This window comes from Bacillus sp. mrc49, assembly GCF_002803435.1.
This window is the reverse complement of record NZ_PHNG01000389.1, coordinates 1-292: the sequence shown is the minus strand read 5'-3', so window position 1 is coordinate 292 and position 292 is coordinate 1. Positions and strand designations below refer to the sequence as shown.

The following is a 292-nucleotide window of genomic DNA, read 5'->3' as shown; positions in this document are numbered from 1 at the left end:
CGAAGCGATGGTCAAGTTGGCGGATGCACTTGTCCTGAATTTCGGTACGATTGATGAAAAATCCCTGGAAGCCATGGAGATAGCCGGGAGGACGGCAAACTCCAGAAATATCCCGGTCATTTTGGATCCTGTGGGAGTTGGCGCCACACCGTATCGAACAGAGAAAGTTAGTGAGCTTCTAAAGAAGGTCTCCTTCCAGATCATCCGCGGTAATGCGAGCGAGATTCACCGTTTGATCGGCGGCGATATCGTTACACGGGGAGTCGACTCAGAGGAACTGACGATAAGCAAT

General features: G+C 51.0%; 1 protein-coding gene. It reads left to right on the top strand.

What is annotated here, in order from left to right:
• Positions 1–292: hydroxyethylthiazole kinase (locus CVN76_RS02445; protein ID WP_198512444.1), on the top strand; the 292-nt coding region annotated here is incomplete at both ends.